Annotated in this window: 27 protein-coding genes; 13 read left to right on the top strand and 14 right to left on the bottom strand. The window is 59.3% G+C overall.

Annotated elements, in window-relative coordinates; translation table 11 throughout:
- The first annotated feature begins 13 nt into the window (after positions 1-13).
- The 5 genes from ctaD to GM668_RS07535 are packed head-to-tail and all read left to right on the top strand — an operon-like array spanning position 14 to position 3,385.
- Positions 14-1,612 carry a cytochrome c oxidase subunit I gene (ctaD, locus tag GM668_RS07550; protein ID WP_170305553.1) on the top strand — a complete coding sequence of 533 codons (1,599 nt, stop codon included), beginning with the start codon at positions 14-16 and terminating at the stop codon, positions 1,610-1,612.
- Positions 1,613-1,656: 44 nt separating this feature from the next.
- Entirely contained in the window at positions 1,657-1,767 is a 111-nt protein-coding gene (locus GM668_RS30890) for a cytochrome oxidase small assembly protein (protein ID WP_211923361.1), read from the top strand.
- Positions 1,768-1,771: 4 nt separating this feature from the next.
- Positions 1,772-2,311: a cytochrome c oxidase assembly protein gene (locus GM668_RS07545; RefSeq protein ID WP_371868657.1), complete on the top strand. Its 540-nt coding sequence runs from the start codon at positions 1,772-1,774 to the stop codon at positions 2,309-2,311.
- Positions 2,308-2,511: a DUF2970 domain-containing protein gene (locus tag GM668_RS07540; RefSeq protein ID WP_155438329.1), complete on the top strand. Its 204-nt coding sequence runs from the start codon at positions 2,308-2,310 to the stop codon at positions 2,509-2,511. Before GM668_RS07545 ends, GM668_RS07540 begins: the two co-directional genes overlap by 4 nt.
- 19 nt (positions 2,512-2,530) lie before the next feature.
- Complete coding sequence (locus GM668_RS07535; RefSeq protein ID WP_155438328.1) at positions 2,531-3,385, top strand: cytochrome c oxidase subunit 3; 855 nt, start codon at positions 2,531-2,533, stop codon at positions 3,383-3,385.
- Positions 3,386-3,434: 49 nt separating this feature from the next.
- Here GM668_RS07535 and GM668_RS07530 read toward each other — a convergent pair whose 3' ends face one another.
- On the bottom strand, positions 3,435-3,638 hold the full coding sequence (locus GM668_RS07530; protein WP_155438327.1) for a twin transmembrane helix small protein: 204 nt from the start codon (positions 3,636-3,638) through the stop codon (positions 3,435-3,437).
- 75 nt (positions 3,639-3,713) lie between these two features.
- Between GM668_RS07530 and GM668_RS07525 the strand changes: the two genes are divergently transcribed.
- The 8 genes from GM668_RS07525 to GM668_RS07490 are packed head-to-tail and all read left to right on the top strand — an operon-like array spanning position 3,714 to position 11,326.
- Positions 3,714-4,442: an SURF1 family protein gene (locus tag GM668_RS07525; RefSeq protein ID WP_155438326.1), complete on the top strand. Its 729-nt coding sequence runs from the start codon at positions 3,714-3,716 to the stop codon at positions 4,440-4,442.
- Complete coding sequence (locus tag GM668_RS07520) at positions 4,423-5,028, top strand: SCO family protein (RefSeq protein WP_371868656.1); 606 nt, start codon at positions 4,423-4,425, stop codon at positions 5,026-5,028. Before GM668_RS07525 ends, GM668_RS07520 begins: the two co-directional genes overlap by 20 nt.
- Before the next feature lie 20 nt (positions 5,029-5,048).
- On the top strand, positions 5,049-6,221 hold the full coding sequence (locus GM668_RS07515; RefSeq protein WP_170305538.1) for a COX15/CtaA family protein: 1,173 nt from the start codon (positions 5,049-5,051) through the stop codon (positions 6,219-6,221).
- Entirely contained in the window at positions 6,218-7,120 is a 903-nt protein-coding gene (cyoE, locus tag GM668_RS07510; RefSeq protein WP_155438325.1) for a heme o synthase, read from the top strand. The genes GM668_RS07515 and cyoE overlap by 4 nt, the downstream gene beginning before the upstream one ends.
- Before the next feature lie 3 nt (positions 7,121-7,123).
- The gene (locus GM668_RS07505; protein WP_155438324.1) at positions 7,124-7,717 is read left to right on the top strand and encodes an SCO family protein; all 594 of its coding nucleotides are present in this window, start codon (positions 7,124-7,126) and stop codon (positions 7,715-7,717) included.
- 36 nt (positions 7,718-7,753) lie between these two features.
- A complete protein-coding gene (locus tag GM668_RS07500; protein ID WP_155438323.1) occupies positions 7,754-8,812 on the top strand; it encodes an AI-2E family transporter in 1,059 nt (352 codons plus the stop codon).
- 55 nt (positions 8,813-8,867) lie between these two features.
- On the top strand, positions 8,868-9,419 hold the full coding sequence (locus GM668_RS07495; RefSeq protein WP_155438322.1) for a heme NO-binding domain-containing protein: 552 nt from the start codon (positions 8,868-8,870) through the stop codon (positions 9,417-9,419).
- A complete protein-coding gene (locus GM668_RS07490; RefSeq protein ID WP_155438321.1) occupies positions 9,416-11,326 on the top strand; it encodes a putative bifunctional diguanylate cyclase/phosphodiesterase in 1,911 nt (636 codons plus the stop codon). Before GM668_RS07495 ends, GM668_RS07490 begins: the two co-directional genes overlap by 4 nt.
- Positions 11,327-11,337: 11 nt before the next feature.
- Here the strand turns inward: GM668_RS07490 and GM668_RS07485 are convergent, their stop codons facing one another.
- The 13 genes from GM668_RS07485 to GM668_RS07425 form a co-directional block, all read right to left on the bottom strand.
- Entirely contained in the window at positions 11,338-11,955 is a 618-nt protein-coding gene (locus tag GM668_RS07485; protein ID WP_155438320.1) for a hypothetical protein, read from the bottom strand.
- The gene (locus tag GM668_RS07480; RefSeq protein WP_155438319.1) at positions 11,945-12,313 is read right to left on the bottom strand and encodes a DUF5329 family protein; all 369 of its coding nucleotides are present in this window, start codon (positions 12,311-12,313) and stop codon (positions 11,945-11,947) included. The genes GM668_RS07485 and GM668_RS07480 overlap by 11 nt, the downstream gene beginning before the upstream one ends.
- Complete coding sequence (locus GM668_RS07475; protein WP_155438318.1) at positions 12,216-12,536, bottom strand: DUF4256 domain-containing protein; 321 nt, start codon at positions 12,534-12,536, stop codon at positions 12,216-12,218. Before GM668_RS07475 ends, GM668_RS07480 begins: the two co-directional genes overlap by 98 nt.
- 61 nt (positions 12,537-12,597) lie before the next feature.
- On the bottom strand, positions 12,598-13,320 hold the full coding sequence (locus GM668_RS07470; RefSeq protein ID WP_155438317.1) for a hypothetical protein: 723 nt from the start codon (positions 13,318-13,320) through the stop codon (positions 12,598-12,600).
- A gap of 59 nt (positions 13,321-13,379) precedes the next feature.
- Positions 13,380-13,769 carry a GFA family protein gene (locus GM668_RS07465; RefSeq protein ID WP_155438316.1) on the bottom strand — a complete coding sequence of 130 codons (390 nt, stop codon included), beginning with the start codon at positions 13,767-13,769 and terminating at the stop codon, positions 13,380-13,382.
- Positions 13,770-13,783: 14 nt separating this feature from the next.
- Positions 13,784-14,155 carry a VOC family protein gene (locus GM668_RS07460; RefSeq protein ID WP_155438315.1) on the bottom strand — a complete coding sequence of 124 codons (372 nt, stop codon included), beginning with the start codon at positions 14,153-14,155 and terminating at the stop codon, positions 13,784-13,786.
- Positions 14,156-14,172: 17 nt separating this feature from the next.
- Positions 14,173-14,655 carry a GNAT family N-acetyltransferase gene (locus GM668_RS07455; protein ID WP_155438314.1) on the bottom strand — a complete coding sequence of 161 codons (483 nt, stop codon included), beginning with the start codon at positions 14,653-14,655 and terminating at the stop codon, positions 14,173-14,175.
- A 2-nt stretch (positions 14,656-14,657) separates the two neighbouring features.
- A complete protein-coding gene (locus GM668_RS07450; protein ID WP_155438313.1) occupies positions 14,658-15,035 on the bottom strand; it encodes a hypothetical protein in 378 nt (125 codons plus the stop codon).
- 12 nt (positions 15,036-15,047) lie between these two features.
- On the bottom strand, positions 15,048-16,391 hold the full coding sequence (locus tag GM668_RS07445; RefSeq protein WP_155438312.1) for a hemolysin family protein: 1,344 nt from the start codon (positions 16,389-16,391) through the stop codon (positions 15,048-15,050).
- Positions 16,392-16,493: 102 nt separating this feature from the next.
- Positions 16,494-17,618 carry an ABC transporter permease gene (locus tag GM668_RS07440; protein ID WP_170305552.1) on the bottom strand — a complete coding sequence of 375 codons (1,125 nt, stop codon included), beginning with the start codon at positions 17,616-17,618 and terminating at the stop codon, positions 16,494-16,496.
- A 19-nt stretch (positions 17,619-17,637) separates the two neighbouring features.
- Positions 17,638-18,765 (bottom strand): ABC transporter permease, encoded by a 1,128-nt coding sequence (locus tag GM668_RS07435; protein ID WP_229499023.1) that lies wholly within the window; start codon positions 18,763-18,765, stop codon positions 17,638-17,640.
- Positions 18,762-20,732, bottom strand: coding sequence for an ATP-binding cassette domain-containing protein (locus GM668_RS07430; protein ID WP_155438310.1), 1,971 nt, complete (start codon positions 20,730-20,732; stop codon positions 18,762-18,764). Before GM668_RS07430 ends, GM668_RS07435 begins: the two co-directional genes overlap by 4 nt.
- A gap of 20 nt (positions 20,733-20,752) precedes the next feature.
- Complete coding sequence (locus tag GM668_RS07425; RefSeq protein WP_155438309.1) at positions 20,753-21,841, bottom strand: HlyD family secretion protein; 1,089 nt, start codon at positions 21,839-21,841, stop codon at positions 20,753-20,755.
- Positions 21,842-21,875: the final 34 nt, after the last annotated feature.

The following is a 21,875-nucleotide window of genomic DNA, read 5'->3' as shown; positions in this document are numbered from 1 at the left end:
TTAGGAGTTGCACATTATGAGCACTGTCGATCACGCACACGATCACGCGCACGGCCACGACCATGCGCACGACCATCCACACGGCTTGCAGCGCTGGCTGTTTGCCACCAACCACAAGGACATCGGTACCCTGTACCTGTGGTTCTCGTTCATCATGCTGCTGTCCGGCGGCGTGCTGGCGCTGATGATCCGTACCGAACTGTTCCAGCCTGGCCTGCAATTCTTCCAGCCTGAATTCTTCAACCAGCTGACCACCATGCACGGCCTCGTCATGGTGTTCGGCGCGATCATGCCAGCATTCGTTGGCTTCGCTAACTGGATGATCCCGCTGCAAGTGGGCGCGTCCGATATGGCGTTTGCCCGTATGAACAACTTCTCGTTCTGGCTGCTGCCGCCTGCGGCGCTGCTGCTGGCCGGTTCGTTCTTCGTTCCTGGCGGCGCGACTGCGGCCGGCTGGACGCTGTACGCACCGCTGTCGACCCAGATGGGCCCTGGCATGGACATGGGTATTTTCGCCATGCACATCATGGGTGCATCGTCGATCATGGGTTCCATCAACATCATCGTCACCATCCTGAACATGCGCGCCCCTGGCATGACCCTGATGAAGATGCCGATGTTCTGCTGGACCTGGCTGATTACCGCTTACCTGCTGATCGCCGTGATGCCAGTTCTGGCCGGCGCGATCACCATGACCCTGACCGACCGCCACTTCGGCACGTCGTTCTTTAACGCTGCCGGTGGCGGCGATCCGGTGATGTACCAGCACATCTTCTGGTTCTTCGGCCACCCAGAGGTGTACATCATGATTCTGCCGGCATTCGGTATCGTGTCGCAGATCATCCCAGCCTTCGCACGCAAGCCACTGTTCGGCTACGCTTCGATGGTATACGCAACGGCGTCGATCGCGATCCTGTCGTTCATCGTGTGGGCGCACCACATGTTCACCACCGGTATGCCAGTGACGTCGCAGCTGTTCTTCATGTACGCCACCATGCTGATCGCTATCCCGACCGGCGTGAAAGTGTTCAACTGGATCGCCACGATGTGGAAAGGTTCGATGACCTTTGAAACCCCGATGCTGTTCGCCGTGGGCTTCATCTTCGTGTTCACGATGGGCGGCTTCACCGGCCTGATCCTGGCTGTGACTCCGATCGACATCCAGCTGCAAGATACGTACTACGTGGTGGCGCACTTCCACTACGTGCTGGTGGCAGGTTCGCTGTTCGCGCTGTTCGCGGGCTTCTACTACTGGGGTCCGAAGTGGACTGGCTTCATGTACAACGAAGGCCGCGGCAAGTTCCACTTCTGGGCTTCGCTGATCACCTTCAACGTGACCTTCTTCCCGATGCACTTCCTGGGCCTGGCGGGTATGCCGCGCCGCTACGCTGACTACCCAGCGCAGTTCACGGACTTCAACTCGATTGCCACCATTGGCGCCTTCGGTTTCGGCCTGTGCCAGGTGTACTTCCTGCTGTTCGTGGTGCTGCCAAGCATCCGTGGCGGCAAGCCTGCGGCTGACAAGCCATGGGAAGGCGCTGAAGGGCTGGAGTGGACCGTGCCATCGCCGGCGCCGTTCCACACCTTCGAAGAACCGCCAGTCGTTAAGTAATACGTTGCCGGCGGAGACCCCGCCGGCGTAGAGGGAGAAGCAGCATGTCCGATCCAAAGAAGCAAAACAGCAATTTGAAACTGGCATTGACGCTGGGTTCGATTGCCCTGGTGTTTTTCATCTCCGTGTTTGTCAAGCGCACCTGGCTGGGATAAGCCCGTGAACGATAACCGCCGCATGCTGGGCAAGCTGGTCGTCATCGCTGTGATGATGTTCGGCTTTGGATACCTGCTGATTCCGGTCTACAAGCATATTTGCGAAGTACTGGGCATTAACAACATCACGCAAAAAGACGGCACCGTTGCATTGCCGGGCAATACGCAAGTCGATACCAGCCGCACCATCACGGTGGAACTGGACAGCAATGCGCATGGCCCGTGGCGCTTCCGCTCCACGCAGCGCTCGCTGCAAGTGCATCCGGGCGAGCTGGCGACGGTGGTGTATGAAGTAGTGAATGTCCAGCCACATACGGTCAATGCGCAAGCGATTCCTAGCTATGCGCCCAACCAGGTGGCGCCGTATTTTAAGAAAGTCGATTGCTTCTGCTTTAAACAGCAGACCTTGAAGGCGAATGAAGCGCGGCAAATGCCGGTGGTGTTTTATATCGACCCCGCACTGCCGAAAGATGTGAAAACCATCACGCTGTCGTACACCTTCTTTGAAATCGACGGATTGAAAGACAAGACGGCTTCGCGATGACGGACAAACCTAAGCAGGCATCGTTTTTGTATTCGCTGAAAGCGGTGCTGTGGTCGTTTTTCGGCCTGCGCAGGAAAAGCGATTTCGACCAGGATGAAGTGAAACTGAACCTGGCGTATGTGGTGATCGCTGCACTGCTGGGAGTTGCCGGATTTATCGCGCTGCTGATAACAATAGTGAAATTTGCTGTAGCTAAGTAAACATTGAGGAGATAACGAGATGAGTTCTCATAACGCGGCACCGTACTACTTTGTGCCTGGTCCTTCCAGGTGGCCAATGCTGGGCGGCCTTTCGCTGCTCATCACGATGATCGGCGCTTCCGCGTGGGTCAACGACGCTTCGTGGGGCCAGGCGGTCAACTTCATTGGTATCGCGTGCACGCTGCTGGTGCTGTATTTCTGGTTTGGCGACGCCATCAAGGAATCCGAAGGCGGCTTATATAGCAAGCGGATTGACCACTCGTACCGCTGGTCGATGGGCTGGTTCATCTTCTCGGAAGTAATGTTCTTTGGCGCGTTCTTCGGCGCACTGTTCTATGCGCGCACCATCACGTTGCCATGGCTGGGCGACCTGGACCACAAATTCATCTGGCCTGACTTTATCGCGCACTGGGGCAACAGCCCGGCCGGCACGATTGAGCCGTACACGCCGATGGGCCCATTCCCGATCCCGACCATCAATACCGCGCTGCTGCTGACGTCGGGCCTGACGCTGACCATCGCCCACCATGCACTGGTTGCCGGCCAGCGCGCCAAGACCATCGTATGGCTGGCTGCCACCATCTTGCTGGGCGCCGTGTTCATGGGCTTCCAGGCTTATGAGTACATCCACGCTTACCACGAACTGAACCTGAAGCTGACGTCCGGTATCTATGGTTCCACGTTCTTCATGCTGACCGGCTTCCACGGCTTCCACGTGACCATGGGCGCGATCATGCTGGCTGTGGTGCTGTTCCGTTTGATGAAGGGCCACTTCACGCCAGAGCACCACTTCGCATTCGAAGGCGCTGCCTGGTACTGGCACTTTGTTGACGTTGTGTGGCTGGGCCTGTACGTTGTTGTGTACTGGCTGTAACAGTACCGATTAATTAACAAGGCCAGGTCAATGACCTGGCCTTGTTTTTTTAGCGGATACCGGTTGGATGAATATAGCCGAGGTAATTCGCGGCCAGGATGCACAGGAACAGCAGGATGGAAAAGCCCACGCGCATTGCCAACGAACGGGCCATGCGCGGATCGGCTTTATTTTTCTGGCGCATCATGTGATAAAAGGCGGAGCCCAGGCTGGCCAGGATCAGGATGAACGCAATGGCGACAAGGATTTTCATAAAGATCAGAAAAGATGGGTGCAGGGCCTTTGGGCCGGGCATCCACATATCAGTAAAAAGTAAGGTTGCATTGTAATGCGATTGGCCTTCCGCTTTAAGCTGGTTCCCTTTATTGCCACAGTATTGGTGGCGGCGCTGGGTATTGCCCTGGGCCAGTGGCAAGACCGCCGTGCCGAATACAAAATGGCGCAGGAATTGCGCTTGCAGGCAGGCCGCACGGGCGCGCCGCTGGAAATCGGCGCGCAACCGATATCGGCATCGCTGGTGGAATTCCGCCGCGTGCGCATGACGGGGGAATTTATCCCGGGCTGGCCGATTTATCTCGATAATCGCCCGTATCAGGGCCGGGCAGGTTTTTATTTGCTGATGCCGTTTAAAATTGCAGGCACGGACATGCACGTGCTGGTGGCGCGCGGCTGGCTGCCCCGTAACTCGGCGGACCGCAACCAGTTGCCGGATTACCGTACGCCATCCGGCACGGTGACCGTGGAAGGCGTGGCGCGGCTGGGACCGGGGCAGGTCATGCAGCTGGGTACGCCACCGCCGCTGCAGCGCCAGGCTATCGTGCAAAATGCCACCGTGCAGGAAATGGCGGCAGCCAGCGGCTTGCGCATGCAACCGTTTATTGTCGAGCAATCGGCGCCTGCCGGGCCGGACGATTCGGGCATCGTGCATGACTGGCCAGCGCCGGCTATGGGCGTGGATAAACACAAGGGCTATGCGTTTCAGTGGTATGGCCTGGCTTTGATGGCGGTACTTTTTTTTGTCGTAACAGGATTCAAACGTGGAAAAGCAACAAGTTAATACCGACGTCCAGCGCTCAACAGGCCGCTGGAAATTACTGGCGGTGCTGGCCGTATGTGCGGCCCCGATGATTGCATCGTATTTCACGTATTACGTGATCAAGCCGGAAGGGCGCACCAATTATGGCGCGCTGATCGATCCCCGCACTTACCCGATTCCTGCCATGGCCAGTACCTTGCTTGATGGCAAAGCCGCCAGGCTGGAAGATTACAAAGGCAAGTGGATTATGCTGAAAGTCGGCCCGTCCGATTGCCCGCAGGCGTGCCAGGACCAGTTGTTTGCCATGCGCCAGTTGCGCACCATGCAGGGCAAGGAAGCGGACCGCATCGAACGGGTGTGGCTGATCACGGATAACAATCCGCTGGAAACCGTGCTGCTGCGCGTGAATGACGGCACCCGCATGCTGCGTGCGCCGCAAGACGCGGTAGCAAAGTGGCTGCCGGTGGAGCAGGGCGGCCAGGCATCGGACCACATTTACCTGATCGACCCGCTGGGCAATTTGATGATGCGTTTCCCGAAAGACGCGGATCCGTCCAAGGTAAAAAAAGACTTGGCCAAGGTGTTGAAAGCGTCGGCCATCGGCTAAGGACAGGTTGAGGAACTACCATGCATGTGACTTCTTTTGCGGAAATGCTCATCACAGGTTTGCTGGTGGCGTTGCTGCCTGCCGCCATGGTGTGGATGTCGTCGGACGAAAACAAATACCGCAAACTGGCGTGGACTTGCGTATTTTTGACGTTTGATTTGATCGTGTTTGGCGCATTTACGCGGTTGACGGATTCCGGCCTGGGTTGCCCGGACTGGCCCGGCTGCTATGGCTTGGCGAACCCATTCCTCGCCCATGCGGAAATCGCGGCAGCGGAAGCGTTGCAGCCGACGGGGCCGGTAACGGTCTTCAAGGCGTGGGTGGAAATGATCCACCGCTACCTGGCCATGGGCATAGGCATGCTGGTGATGGCCATGATGGCGACTGCATGGGTGCAGTGGCGCAAACATAAGCGTCCAGGTTTCGAGCCGGGCATGCCGACCGTGCTGTTCTTTGCGTTTGCGCTGCAGGGTGCGTTCGGCGCCTGGACGGTCACGTTGAAATTGCAGCCCGTCATCGTTTCCACCCATCTGTTGCTGGGGATGACCTTGCTGGCGTTGCTGACGTGGTTTGGCAGCCGCCAAAATATTGTGCACGACACGTTGACGGGCAAGAAAATTCGTCCCGCCGCGCCACCGCCCGTGCTGCGCGCGATCCGCTGGTTGGCGGTCGCGTCCGGTGTGGTCGTCGCGGTCCAGTTGGCGCTGGGTGCGTGGGTAAGTACTAACTACGCTACCTTGGCCTGTACGGAATTTCCGAAATGTGGCGGCCAGTGGGTGCCTTTAATGGATTTCGAACACGGTTTCCACCTGTGGCGCGAGCTGGGCAAGACGGCGGCCGGCCACTACTTGCCGTTTGAAGCATTGACCGCCGTGCACTGGGTACACCGCAATTTCGCGCTGGTCGTCGTGGCATTGGCCGGTTATACCGCTTATCGCGCATGGAACATTGTTGGCATGACAAAACTGGCGCGCGGCATCGCCATGGTGCTGGGTGCGCAGGCGGCAACGGGCATTGCCACCATCTATCTGAATTTCCCGCTGGCCATCGCTGTACTGCATAACCTGGGGGCGGCGCTGCTGGTGTTAATGCTGACCATGTTAAACTACCGGGCTAAGCATCAATCCGATACAGCCCTGCACAGCGAAAGCAGCACGTTGCGCGCAGCGGCGCCTTCCAGGCACCAGCAATGACGACCCAGACTATTTTGCAAAAACCGAGCCAACGCATGTCCCGCATTTCCCAGTATCTGGCGCTAACCAAACCCCGCGTCACGCAACTGGCGGTCTTTTGCGCGGTGATCGGCATGTTCCTGGCCAGCGAATCGCTGCCGGACTGGTATGTGGTGATCGCCGCCACGGTCGGCATCTGGCTGCTGGCCGGTGCGGCGTTCGCCGTCAATTGCCTGGTCGAGCGTGAAATCGATGCGCGCATGGCCCGTACCGCCCGCCGTCCGATGGCGCAAGGTGAAATTTCGCCGATGGAAACCATGGTGTTCTCTGCCGTGATTGGCGGCGCCGGCATGTGGATTTTGTATGCGCTGGTCAATCCGCTGACCATGTGGCTGACGTTCGTCACTTTCGTTGGCTATGCCGTGATTTACACGATGATTTTGAAACCGGCGACGCCGCAAAATATCGTCATTGGCGGCTTGTCCGGCGCCATGCCGCCGGCACTGGGCTGGGCGGCAGTGGCCAATGAAGTGCCGATGCAGGCGTGGCTGCTGGTGATGATTATCTTTGTGTGGACGCCGCCGCATTTCTGGGCGCTGGCCATGTACCGCCGCGACGATTACGCGAAATCCGGCTTGCCGATGCTGCCGGTCACGCACGGCATGCAATTCACGGGCTTGAATGTCTGGCTGTATTCGATTGCGCTGGCCGCCACCACGTTGCTGCCCTTTGCCGTCAAGATGAGCGGCTTGATTTACCTGGCCAGCGCCGTGGTGCTCAATGCCGTCTTCCTGTGGCACGGCTGGCGCATCCACCGCCATTACAGCGATATCGTGGCGCGTAGAGCCTTCGCGTGGTCGATTATTTATTTGTCCCTGCTGTTCGCCGCGCTGCTGGTGGACCATTACATCAAGTTCTAAACAATGAAAAAACTGCTTGCCGCCCTGGGTGTTTCCGCTGCACTGGCGTTGTCGCTGGCGGCCTGTGACAAGAGCCCGGGCAAACTGCAATTCCAGAATACGGACTTGACGGGCTTGAGCTATGCGGAAAAGCTGTCGCTGACCGATCACACAGGCAAGCCGGTGACCTTGGACACGTATAAAGGCAAAGTCATTGCCGTGTTCTTTGGCTTTACCCAGTGCCCGGAAGTGTGCCCGACCACGTTGTTCAACATGGCCAACGTCATGAAAGAACTGGGCCCGCAGGCGGACCAGGTGCAAGTGCTGTTCGTGACGCTGGACCCGGAACGCGATACGCAGGAATTGCTGGCGCAATATGTGCCGGGTTTTGATAAACGCTTTGTCGGCCTGCGCGGCACGCCGGAGCAAACGGCAGCGGCAGCCAAGGAATTCAAGGTTATCTATAACAAAGTGCCGGGCAAGACTGCCGACTCTTACACGATTGAACACACGGCCGCCACGTTTGTGTTCGATAAAAACGGCAAGATCCGCCTGTACGTGCGCGACAAGCAAGATCCCGCAGCCATCGTGCACGATTTGAAGTTGCTGCTTTCCTGATAAGCTAGTCTCTCAGATAACCTGGGAGACCATCCTTTGGAAAAGCGTTTCCAACCCTACACCCGCCTGGCTGCTGTCATCTTTTTGGTGATTGGCTGCCTGGCTGTGCTGTACCCGTTTTTGGCGGCCATCCTGTTTGCCGCCGCCATCACGATTTCTTCCTGGCCATTATTCTTGATGCTGCTGCACCGGTGCAGGCAGCGTAAAACGTTAGCGGCCGCCATCATGACATGCTCGCTGGTACTGGTGATTATTCTGCCGCTGACCCTGGTGACATGGAATATCGCGGACCATGCGACAGAAGTGGTCGAACACGTGCGCGATGCGCTGGCTAACGGCACGCTGGAACCGCCGGCCTGGCTGAAGGAAATCCCGATGGTGGGCGAGCAGACTGATGCTTACCTGCGCAAGCTGATCGGCAGCCGCGAAGAAATGGTGGCGCTGGCCAAGCGTTATATCGAACCGGCCCGCAAAGTGTTGCTGGGCGGCGGCATGCTGCTAGGCCGCGGCGTGGCGCAAGTCAGCCTGGCCGCATTTGTCTGTTTTTTCCTGTACCGCGATGGCTTGACCTTGTTGGCGGCGTTGCGTACAGGTATGGTCAAGATCATGGGCGAACATGCGGATGACGTGGCCGATACCGTCAGCCGCACGGTGCGCGGCGTCATGTATGGCTTGCTGGGAACAGCGCTGGCGCAAGCGGCCGTGGCTGCCGTGGGCTTCATGATTGCGGGCGTGCCCGGCGTGGCGCTGCTGGCGGTGGCCACGTTCCTGTTTTCACTGATCCCCATCGGCCCGCCGCTGATCTGGGGCGGCGCGGCGATCTGGCTGTTTAACCATGGCGGCACGGGATGGGCAATATTCATGGTGATCTGGGGCGTGTTCCTCATCAGTGGCGTGGATAACGTCGTCAAACCCATGCTGATCAGCCGGGGCAGCAGCTTGCCGTTTTTGCTGGTGTTGCTTGGTGTGATGGGCGGGGTGCTGGCGTTCGGGTTTGTCGGCTTGTTTATTGGGCCAACTTTGCTGGCAGTGGCGTTGGGGTTGTTGCGCAACTGGACCAGCAGTACTGATGAGCACGCTAGCGCGGCGAACTGACGTTTGTCCACTGCAACGTTATACTGGCACTATCCAACTCTGGGGAGAGGCTGCCATGAAGGGCGTAGTATTTACCGAATTTATGGAATTGGTCGAGTCCCGTATGGGCCTGGACATGTTGGACCGTATCATTACCGAAGCGGAATTGCCGAATGACGGCGCGTACACGTCAGTCGGCACGTATGACCATGCGGAACTGGTGCGCCTCGTGATGGCGCTGTCCAATGCCACTGGCATGCCGATTCCCGCTTTGATCCACTTGTTTGGCCAGCACTTGTTCCAGCGCTTTTCCGAGTCGTATCCGATGCTGTTCCAGGATGCGCATGGCGTGTTTGACTTCCTCAGCCGCATTGATGACGTGATTCACGTTGAAGTGCGCAAGCTGTATCCGGATGCGGAGCTGCCGTCCTTGCCTTGCTCGCGGCTATCGCCGAATGAACTGGAACTTCTGTACAGTTCGCCGCGCGGCTTTGCCGATCTCGCTGCCGGGCTGATCGACGGCTGCATTGCCCATTACAAAGAACCGATCCAGGTCACCCGCACGGATCTTGCAAAAGAAGGCAATCTGCACCGTACCCGTTTCCACTTGCAAATCGAGCCGGCATGACCCAGTACGACACAGGCGGTGCACCCTCCGGCGCCCCGCTTGCGGGAGCGGCCCCCGGCTTTCCCATGGCGCCGCAAGCGGCGGCGCCGACCGTCGCGTCGCGCAGCCTGTTGCGCGAGCGGGCTGCGCGCAAGGAAGCGGAAACCCTGCTTGAGAAAAAGAGCCGGGAACTGTACGACATTAACCAGAACCTGCGCCAGCTGAACACGCATATCGAGGAGAGTGAAGCGCGCTACCGCACCCTGGTGGAACTGATACCCGATGCGATCTGGATTCATGCGGATGGAAAAATCATCTTCATGAACCCGGCGGCGCTGCACTTGTTCGGCGCACACGTGCCTGACCAGTTGCTGGGTACGGAAGCCATGCAGCGCATCGCGGCCGATTGTCTTGAGCAGGCCGAAGCGGGGACGTATAGCGACATAGCGATGGCCCAGCTGGTGCCCCGCAAGCCGCTGCGCGTCATGCGCATCGATGGCGGACAGGTGGAAGTGGAATTTTTTGCCAGCCACATCTGGTTCAACAATGCCAATGCCGTGATGAGCGTGGCGCACGACGTGACGGAGCGGCGCCTGCATGAAAAGGCGATCGAGCACCAGGCAACGCATGACCAGTTGACGGGATTGCCGAACCGCGCACTGTTCCTGGACCGCTTGGCGCATGCCATCAAACGCGCCGACCGGCGTGGCGACCGGCTGGCCGTGATTTTCATCGACCTCGATAAATTCAAGCAAGTCAACGATACACTGGGCCATGCGGTCGGCGACGAGTTATTACGCATGGTGGCAGATACCCTGCGCACTTGCGTGCGCGAATTCGATACGGTGGCGCGTCTGGGGGGCGACGAATTCGTGATCTTGCTGGACAACCCGTTGGGCGATACGACGCCAGGCATGATTGCCGAGCGTATCGGTACCAGCCTGGCCAAGCCAGTGATGCTGGCGGGCCAGGAGCATGTGATCACGGGCAGTATGGGCTTGTCACTGTTCCCGGACGATGGTTCGCAAGCGGAGAACCTGCTGCGCCAGGCAGACATTGCCATGTACCGCGCGAAGGAAGCGGGCCGTAATGGCTTCCAGTTCTTTACGCAGGAAATGCAGTACCGGCTCGATGCCAGGGTCACGCTGGAGCAAGGCTTGCTGCGGGCATTGCAGCGCGACGAATTCGTGCTGCACTACCAGCCGCAAATCGACCTGGCCAGTGGCCGCGTGATTGGCCTGGAGGCGCTGTTGCGCTGGCAGTCACCGGAGCTTGGGCTGGTGCCGCCGATGCAATTCATTCCAGTGGCGGAAGAGAGCAACTTGATCACGGCGATCGGCACGTGGGTGCTGGAAAAAGCGTGCGCCACCCTGCGCAAGTGGATGGATACAGGTGTACCGGTGGTGCCGGTCGCTGTCAACGTGGCCGCTTCACAATTTGCGCATCATGGGCTGGAAGCGATGCTGCGGGATGTGCTGGCAAAATACGAGCTGGAGCCGTCGCTGGTGGAATTCGAATTGACGGAAAGCTTGTCGATGGAAGATCCGGAAGCGTCGATCGCCCTGATGCACCGCTTGAAGGCCATCGGTATTGCGATGTCGATCGATGATTTCGGAACCGGTTATTCCAACCTCAGTTACCTGAAGCGATTCCCGGTCGATAAGCTGAAGATCGACCAGTCATTTACGCGTGGCCTCGTCAATGATGCGGAAGACCGCTCAATTGTGACCGCTGTGATCCGCCTGGCACACAGCCTGGGCTTGCGCACCATTGCGGAAGGCGTGGAAGCGGAAGGGCAGCTGCGTTTATTGGCCGCTCAGGGCTGCGATGAAATCCAGGGCTATTACTTCAGCAGGCCGCTGCCTGAGGCGGGGATCGTGGCGATGCTGAAGAGTGGGGTGGTGATGGATTTGGGTGTGCTGCGCTAACACTGTTGTCATCACTCGTCGACCGGGCAGGGCGTGCTACCGGTCCAGCCATTTTCGCCCATGACTTGGTCGATGCAGCGAGACGGTTTGTATTCCTTGCCATTGAAGCGCCAGCTGCTGACGCGCGCGGTACTCGCGGTATGACCCATTAATTCCAGGTCGTGATAGCCGTTCGTCATAGTGGCAAGTACACGCGCTTCATCACTGCCGCTCTTGAATATGATGTGATAGCTAATTTTGCCGTGGTTACGGTGGCCAACAACGAACCAGTATCTGAATAAGTGTGCGCCATAAAATGCCGCGCAATAAGGCTCAAGGGACGGCCGCACAAAGTAATCAGGTATGCCATCGCCGTTCAAGTGCAGGGATGTGGCGGTGAAGAGTTTCGCAGCATATTTCTTCCTCAAACCCTTCTCGACCATACATTCGCGTACATGCGCCACGTCATCAGGCTCATCGCGAAGGATAAGCTGGACTACTTCATTGGGCGGTGTCATGCCGCCTTCGAGCTTTGATTCTGTATCGGCTGATAGTAATACTTGAGAGGAGGCAGCGCAGGTAAGCGGAACCGACAGGACAAAAAGCAGTGGGCGCATAAGGAGAATGGGCTTGTAGCGGTCAGCGGCCACGGATCGCACTAAGCTCCGCATTCAGCCATTGCTGGCTCGGCATGGCAGCGGCATTGCCGCATTTGACTTGGTAGGGCTTGCCGGACGAACTGCTCTTTGATGCGGCCAGTTCAATGAACTGTTCAGTATTTTTTACCGAGCCTTTGTCTTCAAAGTATTCCAGCTTGCGCAGCAAATGCGATTTGGCTTCCGCGCCGCTGTACCAGGAACCGTTGCGGTTGAATTGGCATCCGGACGATTGCAGTTTGTTGAGCAGTGCGTCAATTTCCGCGCGCACTGGGGCGGCGGTTGGGGTAGCGTTGGCAGCAGCGCTGAATGCTGCGGCCAGTACTGCAATTGCCAGGCGATGTGTCTTCATTGGCTTCAAACCTTGAGCTGTGCGCGAAACCCCGTGCTGCATAGCAGAATTCCGCGTCATTGTGATAAGTGAAGACGTGATCATAGCTGCGATCGCAAAACAGTGCGCCACCGAGTTTCCTGATGGTTGACGGAGTTTGAATCCAGCGTGAAGTTTTACGGTCGAACTGGCCCAATTGTTGTAACGCGCAATATTGGTCTTCGGCCAGGATAGCAATCCCCATCTGCCATTGCCATCGCGCTGCCCGCCTGTCCGCTCCATGTCCAGCTTGGCCGGGAATGGGGTTACCTGTTATTCAGTTCACAGTCACTGGGCAAATAACCGGCTGCCGGTAATACAAGTTGGCCCGGCTTTGTCAGCGACGACAAATAGACTGCCAAATCCTCTTCACCACGCCCGCTGCCGACGGAAAGAATCACATCGAGCTTGCCATCCCGGTCCAGATCCCCAGCCCAGACCAATGAAACATCGGCACTGAATTCGTCGTTGCTCAGAGTCGCATACGCGAGACATTGCACGCGGCTGCGGTGACGGAGCAAAACTTTGCATTCTGCTCGATGTTGCCTGCTGCATGCCTTCTCGAATACGTAGGTTTCCCGATGCAGTTTGAGAACCTGGCGTGGCGATGCGCCTTTGATTGCGGCCTGTACCACTGGACCGGCACTGAATAACGCCGAGCGCAACACGATCACAGGATTCTCTATATCAGTGGTGACGCCCCTGCCGTAAAACATTCCTGGTGAGATTTCGAGCGTATCCGTTCTGTTGGTGCTTAAAGTATTCGCGTCGGGAACCGCAGGTATCAAAGCGGATTTTCCGTGCAGGCTTTGCAAGGCTAGCCAACCCCCGGCGACTGGAAGTGGAAGCATGACGTCATTTCCCAGTACGTCAATTGAAGGTGGCGTCTTAACCGGCAAAGGGGGGCTTTGTTGCGCATGGAGCCTGGACATCGGCAGCAAGACTAGTGTCAGCGCTACGGGAAAGATGTAGAGAAGTTGATGGCGCATGTTTTTTTCTGCCTGCTGATGGAGGGGCTTCAGCTTCGCCGATTGCCTCCGGGGGCCCATCAGAACCAGTAATCCGCGACACACCGGCCATCCCGGGGCAAATCGTCAAATGTATCCAGTCCGTCGAAATGATCGATAGGAATGGCCGCAACGGCTTCCGGTTCCGCCAGCCTCAGATTGACGGCAATACGCCGCCTTCCCAGTTCCTCCAGCCGCAAGCCACGCCAGAACGCAACACAGCCGCATTCGGGGCAAAAATGGAATTCCAGTGCGGTCCCTCGCACGTATGCCTTGGTCGGGCCGGATACCTTGATGCCTTCGTTCTCGTAATCGTACGCCCACAGCACGCCGTAGCGCCGGCATGCCGTGCAGTTGCAGGCAGTGGCGCCATCAGGCTGGCCGTCAAACGTCCAGTGCACCGCACCGCACAGGCAAGATCCTTTAATCATCGTGCGGGCCCCAATTAAACATGCTGATCAAACAAAATCTGATTCCCGTCCGGATCTTCGACCATAAAGCTGGCAGGTCCCGACGTGGTTTCGTCCACTTCACTGAGCAACGGCACGCCTTGTGCCCGCAGGCTGTGCTGCAATACGCGGACATCGGAAAACTGCGGCAGTTTGTTTGCATCGCCATCCCAGCCTGGATTGAAGGTGAGGATATTCCGCTCAAACATCCCCTGGAACAAGCCAATAACGGTACTGCCGTTTTTAAGGATCAGCCAGTTTTTGGACTGGTCGCCACCCCATACGGTAAAGCCCAGCTTCTCGTAAAACGCACGTGATGCAGCGATGTCTTTGACAGCCAGACTGACTGAAAAATTGCCAAGTTCCATGGTGCCCTCCAGGTGAATTACCGCAATGGTTTGTACATCACGTAAGCATCAACCAGCCCTAACGCAGCATGCAGGAAGGCGCGCGGCAACGTACCGGCGATGGTGAAGCCCAGTTTTTCATACAGTGTGACAGCGGCAGCATTGGTGCTGACTACGTAATTGAATTGCATGGCCAGAAAACCATCTTCAAGCGCTTGCGCAATGCTGTGCGTGACTAATGCGCGGCCTACGCCCTTGCCTTGTGCCGCAGGGGCGACCAGATAAGTGGCGCTGCCGATATGGGAACCCCGGTCCGGATAATTCGCACCCACCTTGTACATGCCTATGATGCCCGCGCCATCCTCCGCGACGTAAGCGCGGTGCGCGCCAAACCAGTGGCTGTAAAAGGTTTCTGGCGCCATCGCGGAAGAAAACGGCAATGCATCACCCGCCGCGGCAATGGCATTAAAAATCTCCCGCATTGCGGGCAGGTCGGATTCAACAGCTGGCCGGATACGCATCGTTATGCAGCCCAGTAAAACCGCACCAGCCCCAGGCACAGTGCGAACAGGTAACCATAAGAAAAACGGTCGATGCGGATCAAATCCTGTCCCCGTTTCGCGCGCCAGGAACCCAGCAGCGACATGCACAAGCCGCTGGCGATGGGCGTCACGCCGAGATTAACCAGGCGCAGTTTGATGTTGGCCACCATGTGGTCCGGGAACAGCCACAGGCTGATGCCGCCCACGACCAGGCCAAAGAATGCATAGCCTATGGCGGCCAGCCACGGGCTGGCATCCTTGCGGAATGGCGCGGCGATGGAACGCAGGCCAAGTTCGAACAGCACTTCGCCAAAGAATTGGATCAGGAATTCAAGCAGCAATTCAATGAGGAATTCCATCGCGCACGCGGTTTAATCTTGTTCGTCGGACTCGCTGTGCCGCGGCTGGCGGGGAATCACTTTCACCAGCAAGATGCGCGGGCCATTCATTTTCTTGACGACGATATCGAAGCCATTGAATTCCACGCGCTGGCCCTGTTTCGGGATATCGCCCAGCTTCAGCATGACCAGGCCGCCCACCGATTCGATGTCCTGCAAGCCCATCTCTTCATTTTCAATGTCGAGGCCCAGTGCGCGTTCCAGCGACACGATAGGCAAACTGGCTTTCCCCACCAGTGCACCGTCTTCCTGCTTCAGCCAGTCGTTTTCATTGAGCCGGAATTCGTCGTGGATTTCACCGACCATCGCGCCCAGCAAGTTATCCAAGGTGAGGAAGCCCACCGGGCGCTTGCCCTTTTCACCAATCAGCGCAAAGTGCGGCGCGCCTTCCTTCAAGCGGCGGAACAGTTCCAGCGCCGGCGTGCGCGCAGAATACGTTTCCACCGGCCGCAGGAACGGTGTCAGCGACGTCAAGTCCTTGCCCGACTGCTCGGCAAAAAACAGGTCCTTCAAGTGCACCATGCCCAGCACGGTTTCGCCATCTTCGTCGAAATACGGGTAGCGTGAAAAACGGTTGCGCACCACGGTTTGCAGGTTTTCTTCCAGCGGCTTCGACGCATGCAGCGCGATCACTTCATGAATCGGGCGCATCAAGTCCGACACGGACATTTGAGAAAACTCCAGCGTGTGCGCCAGGATATTGCGTTCATCCTTGTTGAATTTTTCACCCGGCTGGCTGGTGCGCAGGATCATTTTCAATTCGTCGGTCGAATAGTGCGAGTCGCCATGGCCGCCCGCGCCAGACAGGCCCGCGACTTTCAGCACCATGTTGGCGCTCTGGTTCAATAGCCAGATGGCCGGATACATGGCCCAGTAAAAACCGTACAGGGGAATCGCGCTCCACAGGCCGATGGCTTCCGGCATGCGGATAGCCAGCGATTTAGGCGCCAGTTCACCCACGACGATGTGCAGGAATGAAATGGTCACGAAGGCGAAGACAAATGAAATGCCATGGACAATTTGCGGTGACGTCACGCCCAGTACATGGAACAGCGGCTCCAGCAGCGAAGCAAATGCAGGTTCGCCGACCCAGCCCAGGCCCAGCGATGCGAGCGTAATACCTAATTGGCAGGCCGACAGGTAGGCGTCGAGTTCGCCGTGCACCGTGGCCAGGATGCGGCCGCGCAGGCCTTGTGTTTTTGCGATGGCGCGCACGCGGGTGCGGCGCAGAGTAACAATACCGAATTCAGCTGCAACAAAGAAACCGTTCAGCGCGACCAGAAACAGGGCGAGCAGAACGAGCAATAGATTAACCATATGAATCGCATTACGCGACCGGAGTTGAAAACGCTATCTTATCCGACTCGCCATGATCCAGCCGCAAAAATGCAATATTGTTGCAAATGTCGTAACAACTCTTCACGCCAGCCGGTTGCGGAACAGCCATGCCGCCAGCGGCAGCGTGATGGCGGCAATGATGGCCAGCGGCAGCAAATCACCGGCCACGACGCGTAATCCCACGCCTTCCAGATAGACGCGCTGTACCAGGTCGATGGCAAAGCGCAGCGGATTGGCCAAGGTCAGCGTCTGCATCAACTCCGGCATATTGCGGATCGGCGTCGTCAGGCCAGACAGCAGCATCATGGGCATGATCAGCACAAAGGTGTACAGCATCGCCTGCTGCATGTTCAGCGACACGGCAGAAATCGACAGGCCGATGCCGACGCTGGCCACCGTGAACAGCGCCAGTCCTGCATACAGTGTGAGGGGGGATCCCGCCATCGGTACGCCGAACCACAGCAGCGTCACCAGCAAGATAATCGTTGATTGCGCAAGGCCGATCAGCACGGGCGCCAGCGCCTTGCCTGCCATGATTTCCAGCGGCGACATCGGCGTCACCAGCAATTGGTCAAAACTGCCTTGTTCCCGCTCACGCGCCACGGATAGCGCCGACAGCAGCAGGGTTTGCAGCATCGACAGCCCTGCGATCAGGCCCGGCAAAATATTCCACCGCGTTTGCAGGTTGGGGTTGTACCACGCACGCGTCTCGATGGCGGGCGGCAGATTCTGCGCCTGGCCGCCATGCTGTTCCAGCCACTGGCGGTTGAAGGCCGCCGTGACGGCTGCCACGTGGCCCGCTGCGGCGCCGGCCGTATTGGAATTGCGGCCGTCCAGTATCAGCTGGATAGGCGACGCCGCGCCAGCCTGCAGCCGCCGTTCAAAATCCGGTGCAATGACGATGGCGGCCATGGCTGCGTGGGTTTCAATCAGGCGTGCGATATCTTGCGGCCCCGCCAGCGTGGCCACGCGGCGGAACATGCCGCCCCCTTCCAGGCTGGCCACGAAGTCGCGGGCGGCAGCCCCGCGGTCCTGGTCGACCAGCACATACGGTGCATCCACCAGATCAAACGTGGCCGCGTAGCCGAACAACATGCTTTGCACCAGCGCCGGCACGATTAAAATCGCGCGGGTCGCCGGGTCTTTCATCACGGCGAGGAATTCCTTGTGACACATGTTGGCGATGCGGCGCAGCAGTGCAATCAACGTTCCCATATGGACTCCTTCAATCAAGCTTCTTGCGCGTGACGAAACGCGCAACGCACAGCAGCACGACGGCATATAACGCCAGCACCCCGCAATTACGGGCAATCACGGGCCACACGTTCCCCGCCAGGAACAGTGTTTTGATCAACTCCATGAAATACGTGGCAGGCAGCACGTTGCCGACTGTGCGGATAACCGTGGGGACGCTGCGCAAATCAAACAGGAAGCCGGACAGCATCAGCGATGGCATGAAACTCGATAGCAGCGCCACTTGGCTGGCCAGGAACTGGTTGCGCGTGACGGATGAAATCACCAGGCCCATGCCCACGGCGACAAACAGGTACAGTATCGAGCTCAGTAGCAGGATAGCCAGCGAGCCTTGCAGCGGCACGTCAAACAGCAGGCGCGCGGCGCACAGGCATAGGATCAGGCCCAGCATGCCCACGATGAAATACGGGATGATTTTCGCCAGCAGGATTTCCTCCGGCCGCACGGGCGTGACGAACAGCGCTTCCAGCGTGCCCCGTTCCCATTCGCGCGCCATCACCAGGGCAGTGAGGAACGCGCCGACCAGCGTCATCACCAGCACAATCAAGCCAGGCACCAGATACCACGTGCTGGTATTGGCCGCATTGAACCACATGCGCTGTTCGATGACGGCCATGCCAATGCCGTTTGGCGGCACTTTTGCGCCCAGCCGGTCCGCCTGCCGGGGTTGCGACAGCGCGCCATTGACGTAGCGGGAAATGATGCCGGCGCGGTTGGCGTCCGCGCCATGCAGCAGCAACTGGATGCGGGCGTCGCCGGCTGCCTTGCGGCGCGAGAAGTCCACGGGGATGCGCACGACAGCGTCGACCTTGCGGCCGCGCATCAAGGTTTCCGCATCATGCATGGATGCCAGCACGATGGGATCGAAGGCGTCGGATAGCAGCAGGCCGGCGATGGCGTCGTGCGCGGTGGGGGACGGGTCTTCCATGACGATGGCGACGGGCGCATGCCTGACGTCCAGCGACAAGCCATAACCAAAAATCAGGATCAGCGCGATGGGCAGTGCGATACCGATGGCCAGGTTGCTGGCATCACGCAGCAACTGGCGGAATTCTTTGCGTACCAGCGCAATTAAACGGTTCATCGCTGCGGCGCTCATGATTGGCTCCGTTGCCGGTTTTTCTCGACGATGGCAATGAATGCCTGTTCCATGCCTTCCGCATGGCCTGCCTGTGCGCGCACGTCGCGGGGCGTTCCCAGTGCCAGCAGGCGGCCCGCGTCCTGAATCACGATGCGGTCGCAATACTCCGCTTCTTCCATGAAGTGCGTGGTGATGATGATGGTGACGCCGCTGGCTGCCAGCGCCGTGATGCGGCGCCAGAAATCGCGCCGCGCCAGCGGATCGGCGCCGCTGGTGGGTTCGTCGAGGAACAGGATGTCTGGCGCATGCAGCAAGCCCACTGCCATGGCCAGCCGCTGCTTGAAGCCGCCCGGCAGCTGGCCGCTCGGTGCATCTTCGTGGCCGGTCAGCTGGAAATGGTTCAGCATGGTTTGCGTGCGTTCGCGCAGCTGGCTGCCTGTCAAGCCATACGCGCCGCCAAAGAAGCGCAAGTTTTCCGCCACGGTCAGGTTGCCATACAGGGAAAATTTCTGCGACACGTAGCCCACCTTGCGTCGCGCTTCGGCGCGGGCGTGGCGCAAATTGACGCCTGCGACTTTCAATGTGCCGCTGGTCGCTGGCAGCAGGCCGCACAGCATGCGGAAAGTCGTGGTTTTGCCTGCGCCATTGGGGCCCAGCAGTCCAAAGATTTCACCTCGCCGCACGTCGAAGGTGGTGCTGGCAACGGCGGTGAAGTTGCCGAATTTTCGGACCAGGTCGCGCACTTCGATGATGGGGGCGTTGCTGCCCGCGGGAGCCTGGCTGTCTGCCGTCGCCGTGGAACCGGAACGTAGCCCGGCCAGGCGCGCCAGGCGGGAAAGCCAGCTGGCGTGCGGCGCGGCGGCAGGTGCGGTCAATGGCACGGATGCTGGCTGTGATGCAGCTGCATCGGCAGGCCCGTTCAACGTGGCAGGTGGCAGCGCCGGCTGCGTGGCAGGCTTCTGCGCTTGCCCGTGCATGGTTTCAGGCACGGATCCCGCCGGGTCGCCATCAGCGTGCGGTGCAGCCGCCGTGCCGCCATGTGACGCCATGCCCCGCAGAATCAGCATGAACCCGTCTTCCAGCCGCGCCGGTACGGGCGCTGTCTGCGCGCCATCGAGCAGCGCCGCCAGCGCGTCCTGCGCCACGCCGGGCCGCAGCATGTAGCGCACCTTGCCGCCTTCCGGCACGGCATCGGCTACCAGACTGCGCGCGTCGAGCAGGCGTGCCTGCAACGTGCGGGCAGGGCAGCCTTCTGCAGGCGTGGCAACGTGGCACAGGCCGTCCGCCCTGGCGCGCAATTGTCCGGGTTCGCCGCTGGCCAGCACTTGCCCTTCGTGCAGCACGCACACGTGTGCACAGCGTTCCGCTTCATCCATATACGATGTGCTGACCAGCACCGTCAATCCCTGCGTATCGACCAATTGCTGCACGATGTCCCACAGTTCGCGCCGCGACAGCGGATCGACGCCGACAGTCGGTTCGTCGAGCAGCAGCAATTCCGGCGCCCGCACCAGCGTGCAGGCCAGTCCCAGCTTTTGCTTCATGCCGCCCGACAGCTTGCCGGCGGGACGATCCGTAAAGCGCTGCAAATCCGTCATGTGCAGCAATTGCGCATAGCGTTCGCGCCGCGCATCGGGTGGCACGCCGTGCAAGTCGGCATACAGGTCCAGGTTTTCCTGCACGCTCAAATCTTCATACAGGCCAAAACGCTGCGGCATGTAGCCGATGCGTTCCTGGATCTGTTGCGGGTCTTTGGCGGCATCGATACCCAGCACGGCCAGTGTGCCCTGGTCCGGCGTCAGCAAGCCAGCCGCCATGCGCAGCAGCGTGGTCTTGCCCGCGCCATCCGGGCCGACGAGGGCAGTCAGCGCGCCTGGCGCAACGGACAGCGAGACGCCGCGCAATGCGTGCGCGATGGGACCGCCGTGCCGGGGATCGAACGCCTTATGCAGATTGTCGCCTTGCAGGGCGGGCAGGGTAGCCATGGCAGGTTGCGCGGCGCAGTTTAGCGGCTTGCCGCGCCAGCGGATGGCTGTGCCGTGCTTCTGCCGGCATCGGCATGCGTTACGGCCGAAGGCACACGCGGCGTTGGCGCGGCAGCGCCGCCGCGGGCCAGCCGCACGGTCGCGGGCATGCCCAGCCGTAGCCAGTCTTCCTTGTCTTCCGCCAGCACCCGCACTTCATACACGAGCGACGTGCGCAATTCTTCCGTTTGCACGGTCTTCGGCGTGAATTCCGCCACGGACGACACATAGCCCACCCGCCCCGCAATGGCTTTGCCTGGCTGGCTGTCGATGGCAATGGTGGCAGCCACGCCGGGCTTGACCCACGCAAGATCCGGTTCGCTGACATAAGCGCGCACCCACTTGGGATCGGTAATGGCCAGCGTATAGACTGGGCGCTGCGGCGACGCCATATCGCCCGCTTCCATCAAGCGGGCCCGCACCACGCCTGCCTGTGGCGACAACAAGGTGCTTTCAGCCAGCTGGTGTTCCAAAAGTGCGATGTCGGCCCGTGCGGCGTCCACTTGCGCCTGCGCCTGCGCGATGTCTTCCTTGCGAGGGCCGCTTTGCACCAGTTCCTGCGCTTTGCGCGCACCCTCCACCTGCGCCAGCGTGGCTTTGCGGCGTGCTGCGGCATTGTCGATATCCTGCTGGCTGACGGCGCCCGCCATTTGCCGTTGCAGTGATGTCAGGCGGTTCAGTTGCTGCTGCGCGAATTGCGCTTCCGCCAGTACGGCGGCTGTCTGCGCCCGTGCCTGCTCTATTTCTTCCGGGCGGCTGCCCGCCTGCAGGCGGTGCAGCGCCTGCAACCGGGCTTCCGATTGCGCGCGGGCTTGCTGCAGTTTTAATTCCAAGGTTTTCGTGTCGAGCTGCCCCAGCACCTGGCCCGCCTGCACATGGTCGCCTTCCTGCACCGCCAGGCTGGCGATGCGTTCGCTGCCATTGAAGGCCAGTGATACCTGCCGCACATCGACATTGCCGTATAAAACCAGCGGCCCGCTGCCGGGCGCGGGACGGGTGAAGTGCCAGGCGGCCCAGTTGGCGGCAGCCAGCAGCAGGACAGCCGCGGCAATGACGGGTTTCTTGTTCATGATGCTCCTTCGAAGTTCAGCAGCTGAAACCATT

This window comes from Pseudoduganella ginsengisoli (assembly GCF_009720865.1).
Lineage (GTDB): Bacteria > Pseudomonadota > Gammaproteobacteria > Burkholderiales > Burkholderiaceae_D > Rugamonas > Rugamonas ginsengisoli.
This window is presented reverse-complemented; position numbering and strand designations above follow the sequence as displayed.

What these genes read in the sequence shown, in the direction of transcription:
- GM668_RS30890 (WP_211923361.1), top strand. Translation starts at nt 1,657, where the DNA reads ATGTCCGATCCAAAGAAGCAAAACAGCAATTTGAAACTGGCATTGACG.
- GM668_RS07540 (WP_155438329.1), top strand. Translation starts at nt 2,308, where the DNA reads ATGACGGACAAACCTAAGCAGGCATCGTTTTTGTATTCGCTGAAAGCG.
- GM668_RS07535 (WP_155438328.1), top strand. Translation starts at nt 2,531, where the DNA reads ATGAGTTCTCATAACGCGGCACCGTACTACTTTGTGCCTGGTCCTTCC.
- GM668_RS07530 (WP_155438327.1), bottom strand. Translation starts at nt 3,638, where the DNA reads ATGAAAATCCTTGTCGCCATTGCGTTCATCCTGATCCTGGCCAGCCTG.
- GM668_RS07525 (WP_155438326.1), top strand. Translation starts at nt 3,714, where the DNA reads ATGCGATTGGCCTTCCGCTTTAAGCTGGTTCCCTTTATTGCCACAGTA.
- GM668_RS07515 (WP_170305538.1), top strand. Translation starts at nt 5,049, where the DNA reads ATGCATGTGACTTCTTTTGCGGAAATGCTCATCACAGGTTTGCTGGTG.
- cyoE (WP_155438325.1), top strand. Translation starts at nt 6,218, where the DNA reads ATGACGACCCAGACTATTTTGCAAAAACCGAGCCAACGCATGTCCCGC.
- GM668_RS07505 (WP_155438324.1), top strand. Translation starts at nt 7,124, where the DNA reads ATGAAAAAACTGCTTGCCGCCCTGGGTGTTTCCGCTGCACTGGCGTTG.
- GM668_RS07495 (WP_155438322.1), top strand. Translation starts at nt 8,868, where the DNA reads ATGAAGGGCGTAGTATTTACCGAATTTATGGAATTGGTCGAGTCCCGT.
- GM668_RS07490 (WP_155438321.1), top strand. Translation starts at nt 9,416, where the DNA reads ATGACCCAGTACGACACAGGCGGTGCACCCTCCGGCGCCCCGCTTGCG.
- GM668_RS07480 (WP_155438319.1), bottom strand. Translation starts at nt 12,313, where the DNA reads ATGAAGACACATCGCCTGGCAATTGCAGTACTGGCCGCAGCATTCAGC.
- GM668_RS07475 (WP_155438318.1), bottom strand. Translation starts at nt 12,536, where the DNA reads ATGGGGATTGCTATCCTGGCCGAAGACCAATATTGCGCGTTACAACAA.
- GM668_RS07470 (WP_155438317.1), bottom strand. Translation starts at nt 13,320, where the DNA reads ATGCGCCATCAACTTCTCTACATCTTTCCCGTAGCGCTGACACTAGTC.
- GM668_RS07465 (WP_155438316.1), bottom strand. Translation starts at nt 13,769, where the DNA reads ATGATTAAAGGATCTTGCCTGTGCGGTGCGGTGCACTGGACGTTTGAC.
- GM668_RS07460 (WP_155438315.1), bottom strand. Translation starts at nt 14,155, where the DNA reads ATGGAACTTGGCAATTTTTCAGTCAGTCTGGCTGTCAAAGACATCGCT.
- GM668_RS07455 (WP_155438314.1), bottom strand. Translation starts at nt 14,655, where the DNA reads ATGCGTATCCGGCCAGCTGTTGAATCCGACCTGCCCGCAATGCGGGAG.
- GM668_RS07450 (WP_155438313.1), bottom strand. Translation starts at nt 15,035, where the DNA reads ATGGAATTCCTCATTGAATTGCTGCTTGAATTCCTGATCCAATTCTTT.
- GM668_RS07445 (WP_155438312.1), bottom strand. Translation starts at nt 16,391, where the DNA reads ATGGTTAATCTATTGCTCGTTCTGCTCGCCCTGTTTCTGGTCGCGCTG.
- GM668_RS07435 (WP_229499023.1), bottom strand. Translation starts at nt 18,765, where the DNA reads ATGAGCGCCGCAGCGATGAACCGTTTAATTGCGCTGGTACGCAAAGAA.
- GM668_RS07430 (WP_155438310.1), bottom strand. Translation starts at nt 20,732, where the DNA reads ATGGCTACCCTGCCCGCCCTGCAAGGCGACAATCTGCATAAGGCGTTC.
- GM668_RS07425 (WP_155438309.1), bottom strand. Translation starts at nt 21,841, where the DNA reads ATGAACAAGAAACCCGTCATTGCCGCGGCTGTCCTGCTGCTGGCTGCC.